Source organism: Vibrio sp. VPAP30 (assembly GCF_001188205.1).
Lineage (GTDB): Bacteria > Pseudomonadota > Gammaproteobacteria > Enterobacterales > Vibrionaceae > Vibrio > Vibrio bivalvicida.
Map to the genome: position 1 here is coordinate 34,358 of NZ_LBLS01000026.1, position 26,988 is coordinate 61,345.

The 26,988-nt window shown below is 44.1% G+C and carries 20 protein-coding genes; 9 read left to right on the top strand and 11 right to left on the bottom strand.

The annotated features are described in order from the left end of the window. Positions 1-10: 10 nt before the first annotated feature. On the top strand, positions 11-763 hold the full coding sequence (locus tag ZX61_RS10680) for a helix-turn-helix domain-containing protein (RefSeq protein ID WP_049844615.1): 753 nt from the start codon (positions 11-13) through the stop codon (positions 761-763). A gap of 34 nt (positions 764-797) precedes the next feature. On the opposite strand, the gene ZX61_RS10685 is transcribed toward ZX61_RS10680, so the two are convergent. Genes ZX61_RS10685 through ZX61_RS10700 form a run of 4 tightly spaced genes read right to left on the bottom strand, consistent with a single transcriptional unit; the run spans position 798 to position 5,095 of the window. Then, the gene (locus ZX61_RS10685) at positions 798-2,369 is read right to left on the bottom strand and encodes a BCCT family transporter (protein WP_049844616.1); all 1,572 of its coding nucleotides are present in this window, start codon (positions 2,367-2,369) and stop codon (positions 798-800) included. 28 nt (positions 2,370-2,397) lie between these two features. After that, a complete protein-coding gene (locus ZX61_RS10690; protein WP_049844617.1) occupies positions 2,398-3,522 on the bottom strand; it encodes a mandelate racemase/muconate lactonizing enzyme family protein in 1,125 nt (374 codons plus the stop codon). Between the two features lie 53 nt (positions 3,523-3,575). Continuing rightward, positions 3,576-4,751 carry a UxaA family hydrolase gene (locus ZX61_RS10695; protein WP_049844618.1) on the bottom strand — a complete coding sequence of 392 codons (1,176 nt, stop codon included), beginning with the start codon at positions 4,749-4,751 and terminating at the stop codon, positions 3,576-3,578. Next, positions 4,751-5,095 carry a UxaA family hydrolase gene (locus ZX61_RS10700; RefSeq protein WP_049844619.1) on the bottom strand — a complete coding sequence of 115 codons (345 nt, stop codon included), beginning with the start codon at positions 5,093-5,095 and terminating at the stop codon, positions 4,751-4,753. Before ZX61_RS10700 ends, ZX61_RS10695 begins: the two co-directional genes overlap by 1 nt. A gap of 199 nt (positions 5,096-5,294) precedes the next feature. Between ZX61_RS10700 and ZX61_RS10705 the strand changes: the two genes are divergently transcribed. From ZX61_RS10705 to ZX61_RS10715, 3 genes are all read left to right on the top strand, one after another. Continuing rightward, the gene (locus ZX61_RS10705; RefSeq protein WP_049844620.1) at positions 5,295-5,987 is read left to right on the top strand and encodes a GntR family transcriptional regulator; all 693 of its coding nucleotides are present in this window, start codon (positions 5,295-5,297) and stop codon (positions 5,985-5,987) included. A 351-nt stretch (positions 5,988-6,338) separates the two neighbouring features. Beyond that, on the top strand, positions 6,339-7,034 hold the full coding sequence (locus ZX61_RS10710) for a phage tail protein (RefSeq protein ID WP_049844621.1): 696 nt from the start codon (positions 6,339-6,341) through the stop codon (positions 7,032-7,034). 37 nt (positions 7,035-7,071) lie between these two features. Continuing rightward, positions 7,072-7,986: a tetratricopeptide repeat protein gene (locus ZX61_RS10715; protein ID WP_235431328.1), complete on the top strand. Its 915-nt coding sequence runs from the start codon at positions 7,072-7,074 to the stop codon at positions 7,984-7,986. Here the strand turns inward: ZX61_RS10715 and ZX61_RS10720 are convergent. Continuing rightward, positions 7,983-8,897, bottom strand: a complete 915-nt coding sequence (locus ZX61_RS10720; protein WP_049844623.1) for a LysR family transcriptional regulator — start codon at positions 8,895-8,897, stop codon at positions 7,983-7,985. The two genes, ZX61_RS10715 and ZX61_RS10720, sit on opposite strands and share 4 nt — an antisense overlap. Positions 8,898-9,015: 118 nt before the next feature. Between ZX61_RS10720 and ZX61_RS10725 the strand changes: the two genes are divergently transcribed. Together ZX61_RS10725 and ZX61_RS10730 are read left to right on the top strand one after the other, a co-directional pair. Continuing rightward, on the top strand, positions 9,016-10,125 hold the full coding sequence (locus ZX61_RS10725) for an alkene reductase (RefSeq protein WP_150114990.1): 1,110 nt from the start codon (positions 9,016-9,018) through the stop codon (positions 10,123-10,125). Positions 10,126-10,328: 203 nt separating this feature from the next. Continuing rightward, the gene (locus tag ZX61_RS10730; protein WP_049844625.1) at positions 10,329-11,756 is read left to right on the top strand and encodes an NAD-dependent succinate-semialdehyde dehydrogenase; all 1,428 of its coding nucleotides are present in this window, start codon (positions 10,329-10,331) and stop codon (positions 11,754-11,756) included. Positions 11,757-11,828: 72 nt separating this feature from the next. Here the strand turns inward: ZX61_RS10730 and ZX61_RS10735 are convergent, their stop codons facing one another. Both ZX61_RS10735 and ZX61_RS10740 read right to left on the bottom strand, forming a co-directional pair. After that, the gene (locus tag ZX61_RS10735) at positions 11,829-13,490 is read right to left on the bottom strand and encodes a methyl-accepting chemotaxis protein (protein ID WP_049844626.1); all 1,662 of its coding nucleotides are present in this window, start codon (positions 13,488-13,490) and stop codon (positions 11,829-11,831) included. A 371-nt stretch (positions 13,491-13,861) separates the two neighbouring features. Then, entirely contained in the window at positions 13,862-14,632 is a 771-nt protein-coding gene (locus tag ZX61_RS10740; protein ID WP_049844627.1) for a DUF4344 domain-containing metallopeptidase, read from the bottom strand. 219 nt (positions 14,633-14,851) lie between these two features. Between ZX61_RS10740 and ZX61_RS10745 the strand changes: the two genes are divergently transcribed. Then, on the top strand, positions 14,852-15,487 hold the full coding sequence (locus ZX61_RS10745; protein ID WP_049844628.1) for a CatB-related O-acetyltransferase: 636 nt from the start codon (positions 14,852-14,854) through the stop codon (positions 15,485-15,487). Positions 15,488-15,577: 90 nt separating this feature from the next. Beyond that, complete coding sequence (locus tag ZX61_RS10750; RefSeq protein WP_049844629.1) at positions 15,578-15,934, top strand: YibL family ribosome-associated protein; 357 nt, start codon at positions 15,578-15,580, stop codon at positions 15,932-15,934. A 65-nt stretch (positions 15,935-15,999) separates the two neighbouring features. On the opposite strand, the gene ZX61_RS10755 is transcribed toward ZX61_RS10750, so the two are convergent. From ZX61_RS10755 to malT, 4 genes are all read right to left on the bottom strand, one after another. Further along, positions 16,000-18,882, bottom strand: a complete 2,883-nt coding sequence (locus tag ZX61_RS10755; RefSeq protein WP_049844630.1) for an alkaline phosphatase family protein — start codon at positions 18,880-18,882, stop codon at positions 16,000-16,002. A gap of 142 nt (positions 18,883-19,024) precedes the next feature. After that, complete coding sequence (locus ZX61_RS10760) at positions 19,025-19,891, bottom strand: nuclear transport factor 2 family protein (protein WP_049844631.1); 867 nt, start codon at positions 19,889-19,891, stop codon at positions 19,025-19,027. Between the two features lie 111 nt (positions 19,892-20,002). Continuing rightward, entirely contained in the window at positions 20,003-20,881 is an 879-nt protein-coding gene (locus ZX61_RS10765) for an AraC family transcriptional regulator (RefSeq protein ID WP_049844632.1), read from the bottom strand. Positions 20,882-21,213: 332 nt separating this feature from the next. Next, positions 21,214-23,922: an HTH-type transcriptional regulator MalT gene (malT, locus tag ZX61_RS10770; protein WP_049844633.1), complete on the bottom strand. Its 2,709-nt coding sequence runs from the start codon at positions 23,920-23,922 to the stop codon at positions 21,214-21,216. A 562-nt stretch (positions 23,923-24,484) separates the two neighbouring features. Here malT and ZX61_RS10775 point away from each other — a divergent pair. After that, positions 24,485-26,938 (top strand): glycogen/starch/alpha-glucan phosphorylase, encoded by a 2,454-nt coding sequence (locus ZX61_RS10775; protein ID WP_049844634.1) that lies wholly within the window; start codon positions 24,485-24,487, stop codon positions 26,936-26,938. The last annotated feature ends 50 nt before the right edge of the window (positions 26,939-26,988 follow it).

Below are 26,988 nucleotides of genomic sequence, written 5' to 3' on the forward strand. Positions count from 1 at the left end.
TAACAGCGAAATGGATTTTCGAATTCTGAAACCGCGTGGCAAGTTATCTGACCATATCCAAGCTATATGGTCGGTAAAGACTATTGGCGGGCAACACGGCACCATAAAAAAACCATTGTACTGTGATGGCGGCTCGGGGGTTACTTTCTTATTGAGTGGTGAGGCTTGCCTATCAAGTTCGCTGATTAGTGATCCGATAATTGTTCAAAAGTATAATCATAAAACTCAAATTATTGAGCTTTCTCATGGCGCCCAGCTATGTGGAATTCGTTTTCAGCCAGGGATGATGTTACCGTCATTGATCAACAATGATTCGCAGATTATGTCTGTACTTACGTCACTTCATGAGCAATTGTCCGAGCAAAATCAAAGTAGACATCTGACGACACTTTACCGATGGTGTGGACAGCAAATACTTCCGAGGGAAGCTGCTTTTGCTAAACGGGCGAAGCTAATCAAGTTAGCGACACAAGGGAAAATTGGAGAGCAGTTTCCATACAATCAAAGGCAAGTCGAGCGTAGGTTTCACCAGTGGCTCGGAATGAGCCCGAAATATTTTCAAAGGTTGCGTAGAGTTCATTCCAGCTTGAATAAACTGAGAGAAAACCCGGATGTCTCGCTTGCAGATTTCGCACTTGAGCATGGTTTCTCGGATCAAGCACATATGACCAGAGAGTTTAAGACATTTGTTTTGACGACTCCCGGGGAGCTAAGTCGTCGCATGAAGAATCCGCTCTCAATGAGCTTAAAAAAGCAGCACTAATACAGTGCTGCATTTAATGTTAAAATATGCTCGGTTAGCTCTCGACGTTGAGTTGCTGAAGAGGTGCTTCTTGTTCTGGTACTTCTGAAACTGGCTTGCCATCTTCCACCGGGTTAGCAATCCATTTAAAGAAACCATATAGCATAATAAATATAACAACCATCAGAGGCAGAGAAGTCACGATAGCTAGAGTCTGTACTGTGCTTAATGGGGCATCGATGAACATCATCGCAAGTGGTACTGCGGCGAGAATCATACACCAGAACAATCTTAGACTGGTTGGTGGGTTAGCATCTTCATCAAGTTGGTTAGCCACTGTTGTCGCAAGAGTGAAAGAAGCTGAATCTAATGTTGTAGCTAAGAATAATGTCGACATTACAGCAAAAATCAGGATGAATACCGAACTAAATGGCAGCGTTTTAAGCACCGCGACAACGGTTTCCGATCCACCAACATTGGATAGCATATCCGTGACGTTAACAAGTTCATTCAAATGTGTGCTCATACTGTAGCTGCCAAGCACGCCAAAGAAAATGAAACAACCAGCGCTACCACCAAGAACCATACTGATGATGACTTCTTTGAGAGTTCGACCACGTGACACTTTAGTCACAAACAAAGCCATAAATGGCACGTAAGTCATCCAGTAAGCCCAGTAGAACACTGTCCAAGAGGTTGGGAATGAACTACCTTCAATTGGGTCAGTCCACAAGCTCATACGGACAAAGTTTTGTAGCATCAAGCCGTAGCCATTGGTCATCTGATCAATGATGAAAGAGGTTGGACCAACAAGCAGTACTAGAAGGACAAAAACAACAGCTAACTTGGTATTCATATCGCTAAGTTTCGCCATACCTTTCTCGATTCCAACATACGAGCTCACCGTAAATAGGGCAGTAATAGCCAGCATCAATGATACATTCATACCAAAGCTACTCTGAACGCCTAGTAATTCAGCAATACCTTCCGTCACCATGGGCACGCTTAAGCCTAGAGTGATTCCCATTGCACCAACACAGCTAAAAATAAAAATAGTATCAATGATTTTTCCGACAACTGGGTTGTAGTATTTCCCCATGATGCTCTCGCATACAGCGCTCAGTTTCAGCTGAGGGTTTTTACGTACATGGAAGGAGTAGGCGACAGGTAATGAAGCAATGCAGTAAAGAGACCAAGCCGAAATACCCCAGTGAAACATGTTGTAACTGGTTGCCCATTCTGCGGCAGTGGTTGAAAATGGTTCAATACCCATTGGTGGTCCCATGTAATAATAAGCCCATTCTACGAATGCCCAGTAAACTGTCGCTGAGCCCAAACCCGCGCATATCATCATTGCTAAGTAGGTAAAGAATGAGTACTGAGGTTTGGCTTCACCAAGCCTAATACTGCCGTGTTTACCAAAACCTAGCCAAGCAAGGATAATGACGCTAAAAAAACCAAACAGAAGGAACACTTCGCCAAATTGCTCAGTGAGAATGATAAATAGTTTTTTTGCGATAGCATTGCCTTGCTCTGGATAGAGTGAAAGCCCTGCGACGATTACAAATATCGTCGTCAAGCTTATCATCATCAAAGGCTTATCTATCTGTCTATCTTTATGTTTCATATTGGATAATCCCTGTAATATTAATTATTTAATAAGCATCGGTACGGAATTTCTCGATGATGTCGTCATTGAGCTTAATACCGAGTCCTGGACAGTCTGGTACGGGGACGAATCCGTCTTGAAACGGAAGTCGATTGGTGACCAGATCAGTAAATAAGGGGCTGGAACTTTGTGAATATTCCATCAAGGTTCCGTGTTCACAGGCCGCTAGAAAGTGCACAGAAGCCGCGAGCAAAATACCTGTGCTGAAACCGTGAGGGACAAGTTGCACTCCGTGCAGTTGTGATAAATCATAGATCTTCTTCATCTCAGTGATACCGCCACATCGAGTAATGTCGGGCTGTACGATGTCAACTTGAGAACGTTCGAGAAAGTCTAGGAACTCATAACGAGTGGTCAGTGACTCACCACCAGCCAATTTAGCTTCTGTTTTGGCAGCCAGTTTTGCATAACCTCTAAGATCATCGGCAAGAACAGGTTCCTCAATCCAATTGAGATTAAAAGGTTCTAGCTTCTTACTCATGTATGCCGAATGGCCTGATGTGCGCCATTTCGATGCAAGATCGATCTGTACTTCGATATCATCTCCGACAGCTTCTCGGACATGCTTAACGATTTGATAGTCGAGTTCTGGGTCGTCACCAAATACACCGCCGCCGAATTTGATGCTAGTAAAGCCTTGCTTGACCAGACGTAATGCAATGTCTCGGTTTTCTTCAGGTTTGCTAGCTGGGATAAAAGTTCCGTAAGCCCGAATACAGTCACGATATTTTCCACCTAGCAAGGTATGGACAGGTACATCGTAAAATTGGCCAGCAATATCCCAGAGCGCGATATCGATCGCGCTGATGGCATGTATCCCAGCCCCGCGGCGTCCTACATAGTTGGAAGCCCAGTACATTTTGTTCCAAAGTCGCTCTATCTCTAGTGGGTTCTCACCGAGTAAGAGTTCTTTCAATCCATAGCAATAGAGGTTGGAATGGGGCGTTTCGATACAAGCTTTAACGACAGCAGGTGAGCTATCCGCTTCACCGATGCCGACAAGCCCATTATCGGTGTGAACTTTGACGATCACGGCGTCCTGACCCCATTCGCAGGCCTCACCATTCTGTGGGACGCGAAGACATATCACTTCAATATTAGTAATTTTCATTGGTTTTCCTCTTAAAGGTGTATCCTTTAGAGTGCTGACTTGTTTTATTGAAATTAAACCGATTGCTTGCAGAGAAGCTGCTCTAGTCTTTGGTCTTTCTGATACAGAGAGCAGAAGGCATAGCCAACATCCTCGATGGCGGTTTTTTGGCCTTGAACGACATTATCTAGTTGCTCTAAAACTCGTTCACTTGCTTCAACCACGCTTAGTGTGGCCGACATAATGCCGCTAACATCGACGTCAATGTCATCAGTGATTTGGGCGCTATTACCACTGACTCGAATAACAGGGACGATCGGATTGCTGAATCCAGCTCCACCCGTTGTCCAGAGAATGACGTGCGCGCCTAGGGCCGCAAAATGCATCCCTGAACCGCCACACAAATGCGTGACTTCAGAGAGATAAAAGCCAGGTTGGGCTGGTTTCTGAATGCCACTTGGGTTGATTTCAAGTACATCCTGAATGGGTTTAGTCCCCGTTTTATGCAACGCACCAAGGGCTTTTTCTTCTAGTGTAGTGAGACCACCAACGCTATTGCCGATGCTCATTGTTTCTACGTTACTCCCGTCGATATGCCAGCGGCGTTCCTCTTCAGCAATCAAGCGCTCCATTTTGTCTGCAACATCTTCATTCACTGCTCGTTTACGGAGGATTTGCTCACAGGTAATCAATTCGATTAACTCACCAGCAACACAAGTTGCACCCATTTCAACAAGTCGATCCGCCGCCTTTCCTACTGAAGGGTTCGAAGCAATCCCTGAACTGGTATCTGATCCCCCGCACTTGATCCCGACAATCAGTTCGGAAATTGGTGTTGGCTCCGCCTTTACTTGATGAGCCATATTGACAAGCTCATCGACAATCTGGACGCCTTCATTGATCGTTTGTCGAGTACCTTTAGATTTGATGATAGAGAGACTAAAAACGGGTTTCTTAGCGTGTTTTATTGGTGTCGTGATAATCGTAGGGTCAATGCTGCCACAGCCCATATTCAATACCAGTACACCCGCAATATTTGGGTTTAGTGCGGCACCAATCATGACGTTAACCATCTCTTCATTGCCACCATACATACAGGTGTAATGGTTGGTTACAACGACACAGTCGGAGATCTTTTGTTTGATTGCTTGAGCAATACCTTCAGCACATTCATCAATTGCTAAAATCAAAATGTGATTACGAATGCCGACTTGACCGTCGGCGCGTCTATAGCCTTGGAAAGTTTTCATTATTCACTCTCGATCTGCATTTGTTGAATGATCTGTTCAATGATGGGGGCAGGAATATCAACGCGAGTACTGCGCACGTTTTGTACATGAACGAGATCGCCGAGATGGATCCCTGCGCAGGTTAATCCGATCGGATAACCACCTTTGTTTACGATTGTGTGGTTTGCCAAATTCCTAAGGGCAATCTTATTGCCAAATGGAATGGCTTGAAGGGCGGTGTATACACCGATCACTTTGCTCTTATCATCAATGATCTCTACTTGTTCTCCCTTACCTACGTCTGAGAGTAAGGTTGCAACGTTGTCGGAGGGTGACAACTTTATCGCTTTTTTAAAGTCGTTCATATTTTTACCTATTGTAGATTGTCGGACAATCGACCTGGTGACAATTATACAAATTATTTATGAATGAAATGAGAAACGGATCATGGATATATAAAAACTGGTATTTTTTGTCGGATTGTTAGACAATCGTCACTAAATTAGACAATACAAGTAATCGCTAATAAATGCTGCTTTGCAGTGTGTAATTAGTTGATTTAAAATGATTAAGCTTTGGTTTTTAACGGGTTTAGTGATGGTGAAGTTCAATAAAAGCAGTTTGGAAGATCAGGCAGTCGGCTATTTGCGAGACTTGATCCTGAATGGCAGCTACAAAATGGGTGAGCGAATCGTAGAAAGTTCACTAGCAAAAGAGTTAGAGCTCTCGCGAAGCACTATCCGAATGGCTTTGAATACTTTGTCTCATGAAGGGTTAGTAGTGCAAAAACCTTATGCTGGCTGGCAGGTTATTGAGATAAATGAGCAAGACTTGTGGGAGATTTACCACCTGAGAGTGGCTATTGAATCGCGTTCTGCTTGGCTTGCGGCGATAAAAGCCGATGATGAGAACAAACAGCAGCTTAAGGAGCTAATGGCCGATTTCGAAAAAGTGGCCAAAATGGACAATGTAACGACTCAGACTTTAAGTAAATACGAACTTGAGCTGCATTCTTTGATTGTTGCTATGAGCCACAACAGCCGATTCGTTAATATCTATCGTCATGTCTCCAACCAAATGTTGCTGTTTTTTAATATCGACTTGGCAAGCCACGAGCCTGCCAGTATTGTCGATGCACATAAGCCTTTGGTCGATGCGATCTGCAATAATGATCCTCAGGCTGCGGCGTATCATGCCGAAGAGCATATATCTACGTTCAAGGACGTTGGCGATAAGTTTCGCGAGCAAAACCCCTAAATCAATTTATGTTAGCCTTTCTAGAATAGTGAGGCTAACTAGTAAATAGATTGTTTGTCGCTGCTAAAGGCTTCATGCTTTTAAGAGGTAATTCTATAATCCGACTCTAGGCAATATGCACGAAAGCTAACCTACCACAAATTGTCTCATTACCGCATAAATCCAACCTATACTGTAAAGGTTTAGTTTTATTGATTTTGTTGTCAATAAAGGCATTGTTAGAGCGGGCTCATTACAAGGTGTTGATTTGAAAAATAAATCTTGATTTGAATGAGTTGCTCTGATTGTTGTTTTGATAGCGTCAATAAATAGCTAGCGTTTAATAAACCTGACAATGATGGGAGTTGAGTTATGAACCCTTGTATAAGAAAACTGGTTCTCACCGGAGCCTTAGTACCTTCGTTAATGTTTAGCTCTAATGCATTAGCGTGCAGTGATACCCCTCTTATTGGAACTATGTGTGCGTTTGCTGGGAACTTCGCACCTCGTGGATATGCCTTGGCTCAAGGGCAGCTATTAAGCATTTCACAGAACACGGCTTTGTTCTCTATCTTGGGAACCACCTACGGCGGAGATGGGAGAACGACGTTTGGTTTGCCAGATACCCGTGGTCGCGCTCTGATAGGTGCAGGAACTGGACCGGGCCTAAGCAGCTATTCACTGGGTGCTCGTGGCGGTGTTGAAAGCGTCGTTCTTACTCAAGATCAAATGCCTTCTCACACTCACACGGCTTCCACTCAGATGTCTGGTGATATCGATGTCGATGGCGTGATCAGCTTACATGCGTTTAGTGGTAATGCAAGCGAGAAAAGCCCAACAGGCAATGTATTGGCAAAAGGGAAAAGCAAATCTATGTACTCTGCGGATGTACCAGATGTCGACATGAGTCCTGATTCAATATCTTTTAGTTTGGTTGCCTCAAATAATCTCTCCGCTTCGACTACAGTTGATAGTGCTGGTGGCGACCAGTCTCACGAGAATCGTATGCCTTATGTCGTGGTGAACTGGATTATTGCGCTACAAGGTATTTTCCCAACGAGAAACTAGTTGAATGATAAATATTATAAATAAATGTTTTGGGCTGATGATGCTTAGCCTAGTTTTTACGTCGTTGAGTTATGCAGAAGACCAGAAAGAACAGCTAACGCGAGCTTATGATGCGCTTGCAATTGAAGATTACTCGTTATCGTTCGGCATGTTTGAGCGTTTAGGACAGAAGGGATCTTCCGAAGCGCATTTCGCGTTAGCGCTGTTCTATAAGTTCGGCTGGGGAGAGGTTAAGCAAGACTTAGAGCAGGCTTGTCATCTATTTTCGGTCGCGGCTAAAAAAGGTATACCCGCAGCGCAACAAGAGTACGGTTTTTGCTTATTGCATCACGAGTCCAGTGAAAATCCGAGTGATTGGTTTGAACTGGCTTATGAGAGTGGCGTTTATGAAGCGGCCTGTGATAAGGGCCGATTGTATCTAGGCACAAAATGGTATGTACCCAACGTGCATAGCGCGATTGAATGGTGTCAAAGAGCGGCGGAGAGAAATGCAGTTAAAGCTCAGGTGACGCTAGGAGACATCTATAGTACAAACCATAAAGTGTTTGATGCCGCGACAGCAGAATACTGGTATCAGCAAGCGATTAACAATCGTTCGGGAGATGCAGCATATAAATTGGCACTGCTTTACTTAGAAGCGACCGGAGAAACTCAGGGAGACGAACATAGTTCGAACAAAGCTCTCTACTTCTTCGAAGTGGCGTCATCGTTGAAATTGGAAAAAGCTTACCAACCGACCGCTCAGTTGTATTGGAAAAAATTGCAGCAAATGGATCAAGATGGTTCACAGATGATGGCGAAAAGTTATCTTTGGGCTAAAGCCGCGCAGCAAGTGATGCCGAGTGACGAAACGGCACTTCTACTGGATGAGATCGAACGTGAAATACCTCCTCAGTGGAAGCATAAACTTGATACCCAAGTTGAAGCGTTTCTCAATAATAAAGAGCACTAAACGCGACTAAACCTCTCAATTAAAAAGTCAATAAACAGCCGGATTCTTTTTGGTTGGTACTGCCTGCTTAGATAGATAACATTTAAGTCTGCACCCGCCGAAGAGGTTGAGGCATTGAAGTTCTTCATATAGCCATTCAGCAGTGTCACTAAACGCTGCTGTTTGATGTCTTCTTGCACATCAATAACCGATTTCAGCGCAATTCCTGCACCTTCGAGTGCCCACTGGCGTATGACCTCACCATCATCAGAAAAGCGCTTTGGCATCACGGTAATCGCATTGTGTTTATTTTTTTCTTGAAAGTGCCATGTTTTGAGTTCTTCATTACTTCGCACCATAGCTAAACAGTCGTGATTGGCTAAATCTTGTGGCGTGATAGGTGTACCTTTTTTCGCTAAGTATTCAGGAGATGCGCATAGTACTCGTCGACTAGGCGCTAGCTTGCGAGAGATAAGATTGCTATCTGCAAGTTCCCCATAACGAATTACGATATCCAATCCAGACTCTGCCAAGTTAGACAAGTTATCATTTAGGTAGAGGTAGGGAATCACTTCTGGATACAGTTCACTGAACTCAGATAACATCGGTGAGATATATTGTTTACCTATATCTCTTGGTGCGGAAATCTTTAATGTTCCGCGCACTTCCTTGATACCAGTTTGAAGCAGGTTTTCTGTTTCTTTGACGCTGTCGATGATTTCGAGGCAAGCTTGATGATACATAGCGCCCGAGTCAGTCAATGAAATATGCCTAGTACTTCGATTGAGCAGCTTAACCCCGTAGCGATCTTCTAAAGCTTGCAGTCTTGCCGTCACCGTTGCTGGCGATAGGCCGAGCTCTCTCCCAGCGGCTGCTAGCCCCTGATTTTTGATAATGCTGACAAACAGTGTCATATCGGAAAACCTGTCCACCTTTCTCTCCTTATTATTCGGTATGGCTGAATAATCAATTTAAATATTACTCAATTATCAAATTTTATCGAGGTAATAAACTAACGGAACGAAAATAGATATCAAGGAAACCATGATTATGTCAGCAAGCAAAATCTTTCAACCAACCCAGCTTCAATCCCTTAAACTGCAAAACCGTTTGGTAATGGCACCAATGACTCGGGCGCGAACCAGCCAGCCGGGCAATATTCCTAATCAGATGATGGCGAATTACTATAAACAGCGAGCTAGTGCTGGACTGATCATCTCCGAAGCGACTCAGATCTCTGATGACTCGCAAGGCTACTCATTTACCCCCGGGGTTTATACCGATGAGCAAGTCACTGGCTGGAAGCAAATCACTCAAGGCGTTAAGCAGCAAGGCGCTGCAATGTTTTGTCAGCTATGGCATGTTGGTCGAGTCTCACATCCTGTGTTTCAAAACGGTGAGTTGCCAATAGCTCCTTCGGCATTAAAGCCAGTTGAAACGCAAGTCTGGATTGCCGACGAGCAGGGCAATGGCAATATAGTGGACTGTGTTGAGCCAAAAGCTATGACGCAAAAGGATATTGTTCGCGTTGTTCAAGATTTTGCTAATGCCGCGAAGCGGGCTGTTGAAGCGGGCTTTGATGGTGTCGAAATTCATGGCGGCAATGGCTATCTTATCGACCAGTTCTTGCGAACCAACTCCAATCATCGTACAGACAACTATGGTGGTAGCAGAGAAAATCGTCTTCGTTTTTTATTCGACGTTGTCGATGCAGTCATTGCTGCTATTGGTGCAAGTCGCGTTGGCGTGAGGCTTGCTCCCTTCATTACTTTTAAAGATATGAACTGCCCAGATATCGTACCAACAATTTTGCAGGCATCTAGACAGCTTCAAGATAGAGGTATTGCCTACTTACACTTGTCGGAAGCGGACTGGGATGATGCCCCAGAGATTCCAGAAAGTTTCCGCATTGAACTACGCGAGTATTTCACCAATACCATTATCGTCGCGGGAGGTTATACCCTAGAAAGTGCGAATGAAGTGCTTGAGAAAGGTTATGCCGATCTGGTCGCGTTTGGGCGTCCGTTTGTCTCTAATCCGGATTTGGTTGAACGCTTAAAATACAGGCAGCCGCTAGCAGAACTCGATGGTTCAACCCTATTTGGTGGTAATGAAGTTGGCTATACCGATTACCCCAACTTACCGGGAGCCAGTATTTAATAAATACAGCATTGAATGCACAGAGACCTTTCGTAATAAAAACAGTTCACGAGTAAAAGATCTGCCCTATCAATATTTGATAGGGCTTTTTACGCAATTTATATTATCAAAAACAGTAAATGCTATTTACGTTTAGCTGACGTAAAAGCCAAGTGCAGTATGATAGATAGTAAGGACTACGCGCTTATCCATAAGGAATTACCATGCAGTTACTCACTAATCAGAGTTTTGTCTCATTCATGGCAGCAGATAATGACCAAGGTCTTGAGGTCACAAACCCTGCGACGGGTGAAAGTTTAGGCTTTGCACCTATATCCACTGAGCAAGACATAGTTGCTGGTATAGAGAGAGCACATAGCGCTCAAAAAGAGTGGGCGATGCTACCTGCTAAGGCTCGCTCGAATATGCTGCAACAGTGGTTCCGATTGCTGTTAGATAACAAAGATGATTTAGCAAGATTAATGACTCTGGAGCAAGGTAAGCCTATTATCGAGGCCCAAGGTGAAGTGCTCTATGGTGCGAGCTTTATCGAATGGTTTGCTGAAGAAGCGAAACGTACCTACGGTGAGACAATCCCTTCCCCTAGTCGAGACAAGCGTTTGGTGACTATTAAGCAGCCCATTGGAGTTGCATGCGCAATAACGCCGTGGAACTTTCCTATCGCGATGATTACTCGCAAAGCTGCCCCAGCTTTAGCGGCAGGCTGCAGTTTCATTGTTAAGCCTTCAGAATTGACGCCTTTATGTGCGTTTGCGGTGGTTGAGTTAGCGTATCAAGCCGGAATTCCACGCGATGTGTTGCAAGTCGTTTTAGGCTCTGATCCTAAGGAAGTGGGGGCGATCTTTACCTCTCACCCGTTGATTCGTAAGCTCTCTTTTACTGGCTCAACTCAAGTCGGTAGCATTTTGATGCAGCAGAGCGCTTACGATATTAAGCGCACTTCAATGGAGTTGGGAGGTAATGCACCATTTATTGTCTTTGAAGATGCTGATGTTGATGCAGCAGTTGCTGGAGCGATGGCATCTAAGTTTCGTAATGCAGGGCAAACCTGTGTGTGTGCCAACCGCTTTTACGTTCATAGCAATGTGTATGAGGAGTTTGTCGCTAAGTTTGATGCGAAGGTACAAGAGCTTCAAGTAGGGAATGGGCTTGATAAAGGGGTGAATATAGGGCCTGTAATCAGCAGTTCAGCCAAGCAAAGTATTCAAGCACTCGTTGATGTGGCGATTCAGCAAGGCGCTAACCCCGTTTCTCCCCCGAGGTTGTTAGATGGGCTATTCATGCAGCCATTGGTACTGAAAGATGTCTTACATAGTATGGATATCGTACAGCAAGAAATCTTTGGCCCTGTTGCCCCTGTGATTTCATTTGACAATGACGATCAATTGATAGAAATGGCTAACGATACGATCTATGGATTGGCTGCTTATTTTTACAGCCAGAATATTCACCGAGTCTGGAAAATCGCAGAAGCTCTGCAATACGGGATGGTTGGTATTAATGAAGGGATCATTTCGACTGAAGCTGCTCCATTTGGCGGAGTCAAACAATCGGGAATTGGTCGTGAAGGAGCCAAACTGGGTATCGATGAATATATGGATGTGAAATATCTCTGTTTTGGTGGCAACTAAGCAAGAGTGGCTTGGGTAAAAAGTAAAACGCCCTAACCGTTTGGTTTAGGGCGTTCTTGTTTGTGTTGCTAATTAAACTGAAAAGCGGTCGACCAGCTCGTAGAGTTCATTGGCTCTGTGGTTAAGCTCTTGGCTCCCTGAGCGGTTCTCGTTCGCCAGTTCGGCAGACTTGGAACTCTGGTCAGAGATAACAACGATACGTTCTGATATCTCTTGGCCAACTAAACTTTGCTCTTCGGTTGCAGTCGCAATCAGCGAGTTCATGTCCATGATAGTGCCAATAGATTCTTGGATTTGAATTAGGGCTTGAGCTGCTGCATTGGCTTCTTCTACGGTACTTGCACCACGTTGTTGGCTTGACTCCATGGCTTTGACTGCATCATCTGAAGCCGCTTTCAGTTGCTCAATCATCTGATGGATTTCACCTGTACTGTCTTGGGTGCGGCTTGCTAGCTTGCGAACTTCATCTGCTACCACCGCGAAACCGCGACCTTGTTCACCTGCACGTGCTGCCTCAATAGCCGCATTAAGTGCCAACAGGTTAGTTTGCTCAGCGATATCTTGAATCACTTCAAGAGAAGATGAAATGTTTTGCACGTCGCCTTCTAAGCGCGAGATAACACTATTCGCTTGAGATACCTCTTCAGCCAAGGCTTCAACTGACTGTGCTGCGGAGTTTACAATGCCCTGAGCTTCTTTGGCGTTGTCGTCAGCTTCTTTGGCTGAGTCCGCTGCTTGGCTGGCATTATTTGAAATTTCACTTGCTGTTGTTGTCATTTCTGTCATTGCAGTGGCGACTTGTTCAGTCTCTTCACGTTGCCCTGTTGCAAGTTCATCAACTTTTGCAGCACGCAGTGACATGTTGTTAGTCTCAGAAACAACCTGTTGGCCCACATTACTAACACTGCTAATAATGGTTTGCAGGCTTGCCACAAAGGCGTTGAAGTTTTTACTGAGTTGCGAGAATTCAGGCGCTGTGAAGTCATCCATACGCGCTGTGAGATCTGCATCCCCGCTAGCAAATGAGCGAATAGATTCATCAAACATCTCAAGTGGTTTCATAATGGTACGGTTTACAGCAACGGCGAACACAGCAACAATACCAGCGATGACTAAGCAGAAAATAATAATCGCAGACAAAGTGGTTTGCAGAGCGTTGGTGGTTGCATTTTCCATTTCAGCGATAATTGCATCGATGTCATCAGTATAGAAACCAGTTCCGATCATTAAGTCCCATTCAGGAATATAGATAGAGTAGCTGAGTTTAGGTAACGCGACCGTTTCACCTGGTTTAGGGAAATAGTAGGTTGTAAACTCACCAGTTTTGGCATTACGGATCAGATCTTGGATTAGATAATTACCTTGCTTATCTTGCAAGTTCCAATAGCTGTCACCAATGCCTTTTTCGCTGCTGCCTTGGACTCGGCGAATACCTTTAGAATCGTAACCAAAGACATAGCCTGTTTTACCATATTCTAGCGTTTTCAGGGTTGGATAAGCTTCTTCTAAGCTTGCTCCTCGGTTGAGGAAAGGTTGAACCGCCGACTTTGCCATCTGAAGGTAGTTTCTAAGCTCCGCTTTTTTCATGTTCATCATGTTAGTGCGGGTAACTTCAATCTGCTGCTCATTGAGTTCGGTGGTTTTCATATAGGTAAAGCTAAGCATACCTAATGCAATGACGAGCAGCGGAACCAGTGCCAAAATGTAGAGGCGGCTACGAATAGTAAGACTCATACAAACATCCTGTTTTAGTAATAATCGCTTCTTAACTTAAAGAAAAACTTGGTCGTTCTTCATCTAAGAAAAGCGCTTGTTTATTGGAATCATGCTTATAGACCCAAATGTATACCTATAAGACTAGCCAATTTATCGACAGTTGACTGTGAATCTTGAGGGGTTTATAGGTCTAATTGGTTAGACATTAGTAGAATCAAGCGTAAATATTGATAATGCTCTCACTTAGTCTTGTCTGTCAGATACTTAGTTGAAGAAAATCTAGTGCTAGCAAGAGTGTTGCCAGCAATAAAATAAATCGGTGTTTGTAGTTGTAGCTGATTCGCAGGTATTAGGTAGTCTTACTCGATAACTATAAGTGCGTACCACTATTATTCAGAGGCTTCTACATTAAGATAGTTGTGCCAATTCTGGGCGACATGCTGGTATTGGAATACACAGAAGTCTTTGCGATCAGCAAGATAGTCATTTTCCACTTCGTCGAGCAAGTTCTGATGTTTTTCTGGGTTGCTGCCGTACACTAAACAAAGCGTTGAAAAGTAGCGTTGCAAGTCGAAGCTGTGTTCATCAATGTACTCGCCAAATTCATAGTAATCGGGTTTATCTTCTGACTCAAAAGCAAACATATCCGCTGCGCTAATGGTGGCTTCTTCACCGTTTTCAACGTATTCAATCATCATCACGGCGGCAAAGTTATCTACGGCATCTTCTTCTTTGCCTAATATAGGGATATTTTGATCGGCAATATAAGCGTGTCCAGCTTCGTGAAGCAAGGTGTGAAGGACGGTATCTATCGCTCCAAGCTTGGCAGATTTTCCGTACTTTTCGTCATACTTGTTGTTTTTAAAGTAGTCCAGCGCCTCTTGATAAAAGCGGTACGGCATCTGCACAATGTGTTTTTCCGGGTCGTACAATGGCTCATCTTCGCTACCATACTCTATGGTGAGTGTTTTGTTGAAGGGAAACAGGTCGTCAGACAACTCAATGAGAGTTTGATTAACACCACTTTGTTCAATCTCTGATTTCAACTTAGCTTCAGCGCTACTATTCGGTTCAAGATAACGGATAGTGACGTTATCTGATGCCGAAAAAGCATGAGCAGAGAAAGAGAGTATAGACAGCAACACTAGGCGCAAAAACATAAATCTTCCTTATTATTCTTATACATAAATAAACTCACTTAATACTGACATAAATTGTAAGTTTTGGCTTATAGTTTGCGCACAAAGGAGTCTTAATATGAAAACTCAACCCCTATTAAAGCAACCTCGGGTGCAAATGGTTTTGTTTAGTTTGAACGTCTAAACAACGCCACGAAAATTCGTTCCGTGGCAAAATCAAATTAATCAGAGGAATTTGTCATGACAAAAAAACATTGGTCTAAATTTCAGTTACTTCATGAAGTTGTCAGTAACGAGAACATCCATACAAAAGGCACCCACAGCTATTACAGTGATTGTTGGGATAATGGATTCGAGCAATCTGTTGTCCGTTACTTACATGGCGATGAGATAAGTAAGCAATGGGATCCACGTTGGGAAATAGATCAGCTTTATATTGGTGATTACGTTTGCATTGCTGCGGAAGCCGTTATCTTGATGGGGGGGAACCACAACCATCGTGTCGACTGGTTTTGTCTCTACCCGTTTCTTGATGAGGTTGAACGCTCTTATCAAAGTAAGGGCGACACTATCATCCATGATGGAGCGTGGATTGGCATGCGAGCGATGATCATGCCCGGTGTCACTATTGGTGAAGGTGCCGTAATTGCTGCGAATAGCGTCGTGACCAAAGATGTTGAACCATATGCCATGGTCGGTGGTAATCCTGCCAAGCTTATTAAATATCGCTTTGAATCTGAAGAAGTGGCAAAGTTGTTGGCCATGAAGATTTATCAGTGGGATGAAGAGAAGTTTTCAGCATTGCAAAGCTATCTAACTCAATCAGATTTTGAACGATTGGAACGGGCTATTAATCGATATGATCAATCTCGCTAGTGAAAAGTTGAACTGAGTGATTATAATTAGGGCGGTGAGTGGGCTTATGCTACACTCCCCGCCCTTTTCCATTTCTTTATGAGTGTGACCATGAGCCTTAAGCAAGAATTACAAACTATCAATAATCGTCTAGATAACTGCAAACGCAAGCTAGAGGCAGCAAAAGGCCGTGGTGACCAAGAAATGATCACCAAATTTACCAATGACATCGACAAACTGACCAAAAAAGCCAACTCGATGAAGCACAAGCAGAGTTACGACATGAACAAAGAGCGTAAGAGCCTTTTGGATATGCCGTTTTCTCGCGAGATCACGAAAGCAGAACAAGCAGACATGGGTAAACTGAAGAAGTCAGTGAAAGGCCTTGTTGTTGTTCATCCGACGACCAAACTAGGTAAAGAACTTCAGCTAAAAGTGATGACAGGTTACGCACCGAAGAAGTTTTAATTGGATTCGAGATTTTTTTTAAAAAAAGCGCCGAAATGGCGCTTTTTTACTTTAAAATCTGCCTGTTAGTGAATATCTAGCTTATTGAGTAGGGAAGGGTAACCCCAGCCGTTTTCACCTTCTACTACAGCTTCACCAGTTAAATACTCGAATAGTGTTGGTGCTAATGAACCATTAGCTTCTGACTTTAGTGGTATTGCTTGCGATCCAATGGGGGTTCCCCAGAATCCGATGAAGGCATCTTTTTCAAGGTAGCTTTCACCTGCGTGTCTCCCTGGAACTTTAGTGTTGTAGCCAATGCCTTCTCTAGGGAATAAGTTAATGGTTCCTGCTCTATCTTCGGCATATAGTTGCGCTAACTGAACCACAGAGTCTGGTCTTGGCGTATAGTGTGTTAACTCTCGCCATTGATCCCCATTACACCAAGTTTGACTGTCCTCTAAGTTAGCCCGATGGAGACACTTTTCTACTAGATAGGCAAACCGATTAAGCCCAGAATCATTTGGTATAGGAAGATAAGGGTTGAGAGATTTGACATCGAGAATTCGAACCATCGCGTTATCACTGGTAATACTCCCATAGTAATAACGCTCTCCTTGCTTGATGACCTGTTCGTCATACCTGACACCATCGCGATTTGCTACTAATCGAACTCGACACTGCTTTTCATTGCATGTTTGCTCGCGAACGGCCAAGTAATCCAATGTGTCATCGAGGTAGCTAAGTGACTCTGAGACAATGTCGACCGTTTGGCTGTCAGGTGCATTAATAGGGCGCCAGTTTATAAGTTCGCTATAGATAGGTTGGCTTGCCCATCCTTGTTGCGAGTTAAATAGGTCGAACATAAAGTTACCACCTGCGGTTGAGGCAACCACCACATCTGTCCCTTTATTGCTAGGATAATTCAAAGCGTTAGTAATCTTTGGCCCTTCTCCTTCATCTGAAGATATTTTCCTAATAATCAGTGGGTAGCCTACCTCTTTCTCTAAAGGCCCGAAGATGGCCTTTTCTGGGTTTAGTGTGTAATAGACAGGCGCTAAGCCATGATCGCCAGCGATTCCCCACAGAGTTTGGTCGTAAACACCTGCATTTCTGTAACTTTGTTCTACTCTGCTAATCCAGTAATCAAGCCTGTTTAGTTCACCGGTCGGCATAATGATTTCGTCACTAAAAGGGCCAACAAAGTGAGCGAAGTGATCGGGCCATGGGTTGTAGATGAGTGTGAAATCAGGCATACCTTGGCCGTCTAGTTGGGTGTAATTTGAGATATCTTGCTCAATCTTCCATTTGCGAGTTAGCTTGGTGTAGAAGTCCCACCTTGGGAGTTGTTGGTAGGAGGCTATGTTGTCAATGAGTGACTGACGTTGTTTGGTGAGTACAGTTTCAACTTTGGCGCGCTCATCTAACTCTTTTAGACAACGCTTTTCGCCGAAATCCCTGAGGGCTTCCCCCGCCCCGAGATTGACCAAGCCGTCATAGCTAGTATGTGCGTTCCAATCATATTGCGCATTGCAGTTAAGCGTTTTCAAGTGCACAAGTCGATCAAACATGGTCTGCACCTTATTCGCTTGCATCAATCGATCAAGTTGCAAGGCATCGTTGCCGAAGAAGTAGTAGGCTCTATCTTCGTGGCGATCAACAAAGTGGAAGTTAGGAATACCTGTCCCTCTTTTTCCCGAAACTTTTGCTCCTGTTTTTATAATCGGTAGGTTACGCACACTGATGGTAGGAGTAGAGGAAACACCAGTACGGGAAATTGACGCTTTATTCTGCGCGTAGAATTTTTTAAAAAAGGGTAGATAGTGCGGGTCATTATAGGTTTGCTCAGAAAGGATTTCTAAGAAACGAACATCCTGTTGCTGCTCTGGGCTTGACTGAGCCAGTGGCGTGTTGAGTTTCTCATGCTCCACATGGCGGCTGTATGCGTAAGGAATAAATGGCTTACTCTGGTCAACCAACCCTTCCATCAATCCTTGCTGTAAACCATCCACTGTGATTTGAACGGCGAAACGTCGTTCTTGTTGAGACTGAAGAAAATCAATGGCCTTGTTTGGTTCATTATCAAAAGCGTTTTGTAGCCAGTCGTTAAGGCGCTTCTGTCTTTCGTCTTGATAAACGAATTGACGATACGCTTTGAGCACATTTAAACGCACGAAATCAACTAGGGTAATGGTTAGAGCTTGGGCTTTGTTATTGGGCAGTGATGCGCGTTCAGGAGCGTCATCTGCGACAATCGCCAGTAAGGCATTTTTCATTTCACCTTCGTCCATCCCTGAGGCCGCTTGTTTGAGAATGCTGACCACAATCGGTTGGACTTTTGTCACTAGAGCGAGATCCTGCGGTGATTTTGTGAGATAGGTGTATTGCTGAGGAAGACGTTCCATATCTTGCCATTCGCCAATCTGAATTAATGCGTCGTACACAGTCACCATGGCTGCCACAAATTCCCCATCGATCTTTAAGCCTTCTTGATGTGCTTGATCTTTGGCATGCTGCTTTTTTTTAGGCTGATGATCGTTAGTGAGTTTAAACAAAGAATGTTCGAAGCCTTCAAGTGTTTTCTGATCATAGACAGTTTGGAGGTGCGATTTAAATTTGTCTCCACTCTCAATTCCGGTATAGCGATCGTAAAACTGATAGAGAAAGTAACCGAGTGGGATGGAGTAGGTAGGATCCGCTATTTGGCCCATCACTCTTGCTTTCGTTCCTGCATCTAGAGGTAGTGTGAGTAAGTAGGTTTCAAGGGTCATTCCTCCGATGGTAAATAAGGTCACATCACGAGCGAATCGGGTAGAGTAGGAGAGGGAGCTAACGATTTGGTTCTTGAGAACTTCGGTTGAGTTGAATAGCCCACCAACAAGAGGCGCATTGCCAACCTCGGCATAAGTAGGTGACGAAAAAGCGCTAACTAACGCAAGTGAAAGGGTTGTCGCTTTGAACCAACTCATTGATATCATTCTCATTCATTCCATAAACCATCTACATTGTGGCATCAAAGTATGAGAGTGCAAGGTTTCAAGGTGAAGTAAAGCGACAGTTTTAGTTTTAAGTGATAGGCGTGGCGCAAGGGAGACTTGCGCCATAGACTATTTAATTTTTGAACCCAAACTTACCGTTTTGATTTTTCCATTGACTTTTAGGCGCGATGGTTTCGATAACATCCCAGTGTTCGACAATCTTGCCATTCTCAACTCTAAATAGGTCGTAGAATGAAGTGTGCTTTCCGAGGAATTCGCCCTCGCTGATGGACAGAACGAAGTTACCTTGACCAAGAATCAGATGGTTTACATTGTAAATCATAGGGGTGCCAGCTTCAGCAAGTGCGTTGAGAGCCTTACCTAAACCGCTTAGGCCATCGGCTACCATAGCATTGTGCTGGATGTAGGCACTATCTTCATTAGCGATAAACTGATTGATTTTTGTCATATTTCCATCGATCAAGATGGTCTGTACAAAATCAGTGACGATCTGCTTATTCTGTTCGGTTTTCTCTATATCTACCACTTGTGTCGGACCATCGAGCTGAGTACGGCCACTGGGGTTTTTGGGCATAATGGTTTGCAAGTTATCCCAATGCTCGACGATTTTCCCGTCTTCGAATCGGAACACATCAAATCCTACTTTAGGGCCAAAAAAGTTGTATTCGGTGTGGGTGACGGCGTAGTCACCGTCTTCAAATGCACGGACTACATTTGCTTTCGCACTACCTTCTGGTAAGGCCGCCATAACTTCGCCAAAACCGGCTAGGCCGTCACCAACTGCCAGATTATGCTGGATGTATTTGTCTGGGTTGATATAGCTAATTGCTGTGTGATCACCAGTTTGAATACTAGAGATAACGGCAGCTGCTTTTTGTGTTTGACTCAGCTCTGTTACCTCTGGCTGTGTAGCGCATGCGCTTAAGCTTACCGCTGCAGCAACAAACGTGGTTGTTTTTAATGTTGTTAGCACTTTCATCCTAATGTTCCTCAATGTTGGTTCGAGAAACATGTTAGTGAGTTCGGGTTAGCTGAGCATTGTGGATCTAAGATAAAAAATGGTAAATCTCGTACTCCATCGCTCTCTCGGTCACAATTTTGGTGTGGTGTGCTGTTTGGTAAATTGCCCTGGTGTCATCTGGCTATGCTTTTTAAAGAACTTTACGAAGTTGCTTGCATCTTCAAAGCCGAACTCATAGGCAAGCTGTTGAGAGGTAGATTGATTGACAACTAAGCGTCGTTTGATCTCAAGGGTGGTGAATGCGTCAATAAGCTGTTTTGCCGTTAAATCTGTTGCCGCTTTGCAAGTAAGGTTGAGTGTTTTATAGGTTGTTCCTAATTGATTTGCGTACCAGTTGGCATCGCGTGTTTTATGGAAGTTGGCCTGAAGTTGTTCGAAAAAACGCGCAAACTTTGTACTCTGTTCGTCAGATAACTTATCCAGAGGTACTTCAGGTCTTAACCGATGTAATATAAGAGCAAGTGCTGAAAACAAATACATCACGATTAGCGGATCAGTGCTTGGTTGAGTCATCTCCTGTTGCATTTGGTCAATAAGTGTCTCGACACGGTTCCTGTGATCGGTATCAAGGTCCAGCAACGGGGAATGTTGGGGGGTTAAGTGAGTAGGGGTGTAGTTGGGCAAACGCATGTTGATGTGCACTTGATCAAGAAAGGCCTGTGTAAATATTAGCATTTTGCCTTGTGGGAACTGACTGAAATCAAATGCTTGTACTTGTTCTCGCTGAACAAAAACGATCGAGCCTGGCTTAAACGGGTAGGGCTTAAAATCAACTTCATGTGTACCAGTTCCATTTTGCACAAAAATCAAAGCAAAAAACGAGACTCGGTGTGGCTCGCTAGGATCATGGGCCAGCCCCTTTCGTTGGTATAGGCTTTCAAGATCAAAGATTTCCAATTCAGCGTTGTTGGCTTTGTTATGGTTGAATGCAATTTGAGGAATTGTCACCAGTGTCTCCCTTATCTCTCAATTTCAGTTTAGACCACAAAAACAACCAGTCTAATCGCGTAGCTTGCAGTTAAGAAGTAAATAAAGTGATATTTATTAGTACCTTGTTGCGTATGACTTTGCTTTTTTGTCTTCGAATTAAGACATTTCTATTGAGTTTTTTGCCGTATTCGTAGTGACTCATATTCATGAAGTAAATCAACTCTCTAAGCGAAATTCATAGAGCACGAAGATTGAAATGGAGGCTAAGTCCCTATAAACAAAAAAGCCAACGGTGAAAGCTGTTGGCTTTTTTGATCATTCTCGCGTCTTTTGACTTGAGTTAGTTATATCTAATATCCCATTAATTGCAGTAGGTTTTCGGCTGTCTTGATCGCTTCTTTACGGTTGGCAATATTAAGCTTTTGGTACAGGTTGCGAATATGGGTTTTGATCGTTGTGCCTGCTACATCCAGTTCTTGAGCAATTTGCTCGTTGCTAAATCCTGAATAGATCAGACCAAGAACTTGCCATTCGCGCTGAGTGAGAGGACTTGTGCGAACAAGCTCTGGTATATTTGGGTGGTTGACGAGCTTTTCAACAAACTCTTCATCAAAATGAACCGAGCTGCTACGCTGAGTGGTCGAAATATCTTTAAGTAATTGCTGAGCACGGTGGCGCTCCAAATCTCCCAGTTCACTTTTTTGATTGAGCTTCTCTAGGATATGGCCAATCGACGCTCCATCGACTAAGAAGTTGCCCAACATGCCAGTTTGGTTGGTTAACTCTAGTGCGTGCTTTAGGTGCTCGCGTGCAGTATCTTCATCATCTTGAGAAATTGCTAGTACGGCCTCGACAATCAGGTTGCGATTAATATCGGTTAGTAGTTCATTTTGTCGGGCTTGTTGCTGTAAGAACTCCAGTGTCTTGGCCGCGTCAGCATACTGCTCTAAAGCGATTTGTGCACGTGCAATATTGCGCCATTGAAGCTGAGTAAAGTGGTTACAAGCTGTTTCAGGGCGCACAGTGGTTTCAAGCCACTGTTGGATAGAGTCTAGGTCGCCACGCGCTTGCCAAAATAGAATTAGTGATAATGATGCATTGGCTGTCCAGTCAACGTGATAGGTTGACTGTTTAAGCAAGTGGGCAATTTGGTCAATAAATTTGCCAGCTTTATCCAATTCGCCACGGCCAATGGCAATACGCGCTAGCATCGAGTAGCTGTGCAAGTGCTTACTAGGGCTGTGATCACCAAGTACTTGTAGTCCTTTATAGGCGCACTCTTCCGCTTCATCAAGGCGATTCCAACACCACAGAATTTGCGCGCGAACACGGAGCAAAAACTCGTGCAATGGTACTTGCTGTAGATGATGTTCCTCGATCAATTTGAATGCGTTATCTTGCACTTCATACGCAGCTTGGACGTAACCTTGAGCAATCAAGATTTCGCTTTGTTGAAGCATAGCCCAAAGCGCTTGATGATAAACTTGATATTGGCGAGCGAGTTTTTCGGTTTGCTGCATCATCGGTAGAGCGCGGCTTAGGTGCCCAAGTACGTGATTGACTTCGCCTACCACTGATGTAGCGACAATACGGCTACGATAAACGGTGCTGTCTACCTGGCTAAGTGCTAACTCAGCAAGATCGAGAGCTTTTTCTGGCTCATCTTGGTTAATCGCCACTTGAGCTCGCAGCGCGTTAAACTCTCCTTGCTCTTTATCACCCAATACAATGTCGAGTTGCTTCATTTGCTGGTCAGCTTTGGAGAGCAAATCACCTACATCGTTATAGCGATGTTGACTCTGAGCTAGCCAAGCTTGCAGCATACAAAGTTTTGGTTCGCTATAGAGCTGTTCTGGTGTGAGTGAGTTGATCGCTTTTTCGAGCGTGATCAGTTCACCACCATTAAACATTTTCCATCCGTATTGGCTTAAGATGTCTGCGGTTAGTTGGCTATTATTGGCTTCTTGAGCGTGGCGTAACGCTTGGTGAGGCGATGAAAGTTTTAACCAAGCTTTTGCTGCGGTTTGATGAAGTTGTGTTTCTTGCTGAGGAATCCTCGCGGTACGTTCGTGAGCAAGAAACTCGGCAAAAAGGTTGTGGAAGCGATACCAGTTCTGCTCTCCCTCTAGCGGGTGGATAAATAATCCGAATCGATTCAGAGACTCTATCATGCTCAGCGCATCTTCGCGTTCAGTCAGCTCACTCACCAACTGGTCATTGAAGTGGTCTAATACTGAGCACTGAAGCAAGAAAAGGCGTGTTTCTTTGTCTAGAAGATCAAATACCTCTTCAACCAAGTAGTCCCAAAGATGGGCATGGTTAAATTGAGAGAAAGACTCAGCCGATTGTGCCAGTGTTTTGTGCTGATGCTGAGCTTGCAACGCAATCAGTTGTAGAGCTGAAGGCCACCCTTCGACGTAATTTCGCAGATTGTTCGCAGTCACATCGTCAATGCCATCGGTTACTCGCTGATTAAAGAAGCGTGTTGTCTCTTCTATGTCAAATGCTAGTAACTCGTCACCAATTTCGATCATTAAGTCTCGGACACGAAGGTTCGCGGTGCCAAGAGGTGGTGTAGCACGGCTAGTTACGACTAGTGTGACATTGTCTGGCATATGTTTAAGGAAGAAGCGCATCGCTTCATGAATCTCGTCTTCCGCAATGAGGTGGTAGTCATCCAGCACCAAGTAGCATTCTTGGTGGAAATTAGACATCTCAGTAAAGACTTCGCCAAATAAAGAGTGAAGAGAAGAGAATTGGCGTTTTTCTGCAAGTTTCTGCGAGTTAGGGCAGCTACCATCGGTCGCTTTATTGAGTGCTTGTAGCAAATAGTTGATGAAACGAAACGAGTCATTATCGCTTTCATCAATGCTATACCAACCGACGTGTGATTTATCTGACAACCACTGTGCAGCCATGGTGGTTTTTCCATAGCCAGCGGGCGAACGAAACAATACCAGCTTATAAAAGGGGGCTTGTTGAAGAAGGTCTAATACTCTTGGCCTTACGATTGCGTTATGCAAGCGCGCCGGGCGAGTGAGTTTCGAAGGAATCCACATCTTTTTATTCCCTATTTTTCCCTTAACTCAGGGTACTGAGCCCGAAAGGACTGGTACATCTTTGCACAAATATTGAGCAATAAAGCTTATTGGCAAGGATGTTACTTGAGATTTATCGTTACAGTTATTGATCAACGATGGGTTTTTCGCGTAATTCACATTTTGACGCTAACTACGCCCTGTTTTTGTGATTTGAATCACCTTGTGAGCAGTCTGGTGAGAGCCTTAAATACATATTTGCACCAATGTGCATGCAACTTTCATTTTTTATTCAAACTTATTGTGATCGAGTATGCATATTGCTCAATTGAGCATGTTCCTTAACACATATCTTTTTATACATCAGCTATAGGGTAAATACGTTGATGGTGTGATCGTTATCACCAGAGCTCGAATGTTGTGAAATTTAAATGAGAGTTAGATCACTGAGCCCTAGGTAATACACCCTCTACGCCCTATGCCCTCCTCCCAATCAGCCGTGTTGTTAGGAGGATGTTTTGCTGTTCATGTCAATGCACGATATGGCACAGATGGATTAGAACTAATAAGTGAGATTTCTCTAATGAAACCTACGCAACAGAAAAATTTTAACAAAGCGACTTTCCAAGCTGATGTGAAAATGCACCTCTCAGCGACTTACGCTAAAACTGAAGATACAGCGACAGCGCGTGAGTGGTATCTCGCAATGGGTAAAGCGCTTGCTGAGTTAACAACGCTAGATCTACTAAAAACTGAACAAGACCCTAAGATCAAAAATGCTAAGAGCGTTAACTACCTATCACTAGAATTCCTGATTGGCCGACTAACGGGCAACAACCTAATCAGCTTGGGTCTATATGACCAAATTACTGAGGCGATGGCAGAATTAGGCCAAAACCTGACGGATCTATTAGAAGAAGAGCGTGATCCTTCACTGGGTAATGGTGGTCTAGGACGTTTGGCTGCGTGTTTTATGGATTCATGTGCTGCGCAAGAGTTCCCAACGGTAGGTTACGGTCTGCACTACGAATACGGTCTATTCAAGCAGTCGTTTAAAGAAGGACGTCAACAAGAAGCACCAGACGCATGGCGCGGTGTTGAAGGTTATCCTTGGGAAGTAGCGCGTCCTAAACTTGCGCAAGAAATTGGTTTCTACGGTCACGTTGAAGTGTCACACGAAAACGGTAAAGAAATCCGTAAATGGGTACCAGGTATGAGCGTAAGAGCAATGCCTTGGGATCTACCAATCGTAGGTTACGAGTCTGACACTGTTTACCCACTACGTTTATGGGAATGTCAGGCGATTGCACCGTTCTCACTAGCTAGCTTTAACAACGGTGATTACTTTGAAGCTCAGCACTCATTGATTGATGCAGGTAACATCACAAAAGTTCTGTACCCGAACGACAACCATGAGAAAGGTAAAACTCTGCGCCTAATGCAGCAGTATTTCCACTCGGCAGCGTCGGTACGTGACATTCTGCGTCGTCATGAAGAAGCAGGTTTTGCAATTGCAGATCTGCCTAAGCAAGAAACGATTCAGCTTAACGATACACACCCAACTATCGCAATCCCAGAGCTAATGCGCATCCTTATCGATGATAAAGGTCTATCGTGGGATGAAGCGTGGGAAATCAGTGCAAATACGTTTGCTTATACCAACCACACGCTACTTCCAGAAGCGCTAGAGACTTGGCCTGAGTCACTAATCCAGCGCCTACTGCCTCGTCATATGGAAATTATCTTTGAAATCAACCACCGCTTCCTAAAAGAAGTTCGTAAGATGTGGCCTGGTGATGGTGAGAAGCAAGCGAAGCTGTCGATTATTCAAGAAGGTTTCAATCGCATGGTTCGTATGGCAAACCTTTGTGTAATTGGTTCGTACAAAGTAAATGGCGTAGCAGCACTTCACTCTGAGCTAGTTAAGAAAGATCTTTTCCCAGAATTCAACGAAATCTTCCCAGGTAAACTGACTAATGTAACCAACGGTATTACACCACGTCGTTGGTTGAAGTTCTGTAACCCTGGCCTATCTCAGTTAATCACAGACAAAGTGGGTAGTGAGTGGCCAGCAAAACTAGAGCTGCTAGAAGGTATTGCTAAGTTTTCAACTGACGCAAAATTCCAGAAAGAATTCATGGCAGTTAAGAAGCAGAACAAACAGCGCCTAGCGGACTGGGTTCAAGATAACATGGGTATCGAGCTAGACACTAACGCGATTTTTGACGTACAAATCAAACGTCTGCACGAGTACAAGCGTCAGCACCTAGACTTGCTACATATCTTGTCTCTATACCATCGCATTATCAACGAACCTGGTTTTGAATGTGCGCCTCGCGTATGTTTCTTCGCAGCGAAAGCCGCGCCGGGTTACCACTTAGCGAAAGAGATTATCTTTGCAATCAACAAGGTTGCTGAAAAGATCAATAACGACCCACGTATTGGCAACAAGCTAAAAGTGGTCTTTATCCCTGATTACCGTGTAAGCATGGCAGAAATCATCATTCCTGCAGCTGACGTTTCTCAACAGATTTCTCTAGCGGGTAAAGAAGCGTCAGGTACTGGTAACATGAAGATGGCTCTTAACGGCGCATTAACTATCGGTACGATGGATGGTGCGAACGTTGAGATTCGTGAAGAAGTGGGTGATGAAAACATCTACATCTTCGGCCTAGATGTTGATGGTGTACAAGCAGTGAAAGCTCAAGGTTATAATCCTTACGACTACTACCATGCAGACCCTCTGCTGAAAGCATCTTTGGATCTGTTACTAACGGATGAGTTCACTCCTGGCCAGCCTGGTTTATTACGTGCAACGTACGATAGCTTGCTAGATGGCGGTGACCCATACCTATGTTTGGCTGACTTCGCATCTTATGTCCAAGCGCACGAGGATATGGGTAAACAGTACCAAGACCAAGCTGGTTGGGCTAAGAAAGCTATTTTGAACACTGCGTTGGTGGGCAAATTTACCTCTGACCGTTCAATTAGAGACTATGTCAATAACATCTGGAAATTAGAAGCTGTTAAGCGCTAATTGAATAAAAAAGCCAAGGCCAGAGTGCCTTGGCTCTACTCTTTTTATAA

Coding starts and splice junctions, on each gene's coding strand:
- ZX61_RS10680 (WP_049844615.1), top strand. CDS start 11: ATGGATTTTCGAATTCTGAAACCGCGTGGCAAGTTATCTGACCATATC.
- ZX61_RS10685 (WP_049844616.1), bottom strand. CDS start 2,369: ATGAAACATAAAGATAGACAGATAGATAAGCCTTTGATGATGATAAGC.
- ZX61_RS10690 (WP_049844617.1), bottom strand. CDS start 3,522: ATGAAAATTACTAATATTGAAGTGATATGTCTTCGCGTCCCACAGAAT.
- ZX61_RS10695 (WP_049844618.1), bottom strand. CDS start 4,751: ATGAAAACTTTCCAAGGCTATAGACGCGCCGACGGTCAAGTCGGCATT.
- ZX61_RS10700 (WP_049844619.1), bottom strand. CDS start 5,095: ATGAACGACTTTAAAAAAGCGATAAAGTTGTCACCCTCCGACAACGTT.
- ZX61_RS10705 (WP_049844620.1), top strand. CDS start 5,295: ATGATTAAGCTTTGGTTTTTAACGGGTTTAGTGATGGTGAAGTTCAAT.
- ZX61_RS10710 (WP_049844621.1), top strand. CDS start 6,339: ATGAACCCTTGTATAAGAAAACTGGTTCTCACCGGAGCCTTAGTACCT.
- ZX61_RS10715 (WP_235431328.1), top strand. CDS start 7,072: ATGATGCTTAGCCTAGTTTTTACGTCGTTGAGTTATGCAGAAGACCAG.
- ZX61_RS10725 (WP_150114990.1), top strand. CDS start 9,016: ATGTCAGCAAGCAAAATCTTTCAACCAACCCAGCTTCAATCCCTTAAA.
- ZX61_RS10730 (WP_049844625.1), top strand. CDS start 10,329: ATGCAGTTACTCACTAATCAGAGTTTTGTCTCATTCATGGCAGCAGAT.
- ZX61_RS10735 (WP_049844626.1), bottom strand. CDS start 13,490: ATGAGTCTTACTATTCGTAGCCGCCTCTACATTTTGGCACTGGTTCCG.
- ZX61_RS10740 (WP_049844627.1), bottom strand. CDS start 14,632: ATGTTTTTGCGCCTAGTGTTGCTGTCTATACTCTCTTTCTCTGCTCAT.
- ZX61_RS10745 (WP_049844628.1), top strand. CDS start 14,852: ATGACAAAAAAACATTGGTCTAAATTTCAGTTACTTCATGAAGTTGTC.
- ZX61_RS10750 (WP_049844629.1), top strand. CDS start 15,578: ATGAGCCTTAAGCAAGAATTACAAACTATCAATAATCGTCTAGATAAC.
- ZX61_RS10755 (WP_049844630.1), bottom strand. CDS start 18,882: ATGAGTTGGTTCAAAGCGACAACCCTTTCACTTGCGTTAGTTAGCGCT.
- ZX61_RS10760 (WP_049844631.1), bottom strand. CDS start 19,891: ATGAAAGTGCTAACAACATTAAAAACAACCACGTTTGTTGCTGCAGCG.
- malT (WP_049844633.1), bottom strand. CDS start 23,922: ATGTGGATTCCTTCGAAACTCACTCGCCCGGCGCGCTTGCATAACGCA.
- ZX61_RS10775 (WP_049844634.1), top strand. CDS start 24,485: ATGAAACCTACGCAACAGAAAAATTTTAACAAAGCGACTTTCCAAGCT.